The sequence below is a fragment of the Rhizobium sp. FG113 genome, from assembly GCF_057809895.1.
Genome location: NZ_JBMDKV010000069.1, coordinates 1 through 357, shown reverse-complemented (window position 1 = coordinate 357; position 357 = coordinate 1). Strand labels below are relative to the sequence as shown.

1 pseudogene is annotated in these 357 nt (G+C 62.5%); it reads right to left on the bottom strand.

Features of this window, described 5'->3' with window-relative positions:
* Positions 1-357: pseudogene (locus tag ACODTZ_RS36155) on the bottom strand (IS21 family transposase); the annotation flags it as partial.

The window sequence follows — 357 nt, the reverse complement described above, 5'->3', positions numbered from 1 at the left end:
GCCGGCGCTCGACCCGGCACAGGATCAGATGCTTGACCGCATCGAAGCCGATCGCTCCGAGCTGGATCGCCTGCTTCACCGCTGCATGCAGGTCGGCAAGCTCGAAGCTTTCCAGCAGGCGCAGAACCTGCACGTATTCCCGACGGCCATGCTTGGCCATGCGACCTTCCATTAGCCGGCGCAACGTGGCGAATTCGTCCGGCAGGTCCCAGCCCTGGAGAGGAGCCGCCTGATCCAGGGCATTGATCTTCTGCTCGATCAGCGGCAGATAATGGACTGGATCGAAGACGACGTCCTCCCGCTCCCAGCTTCGCGGATGACGAGCAATGATCTCGCCGCGGCAGCCGATCACAACTT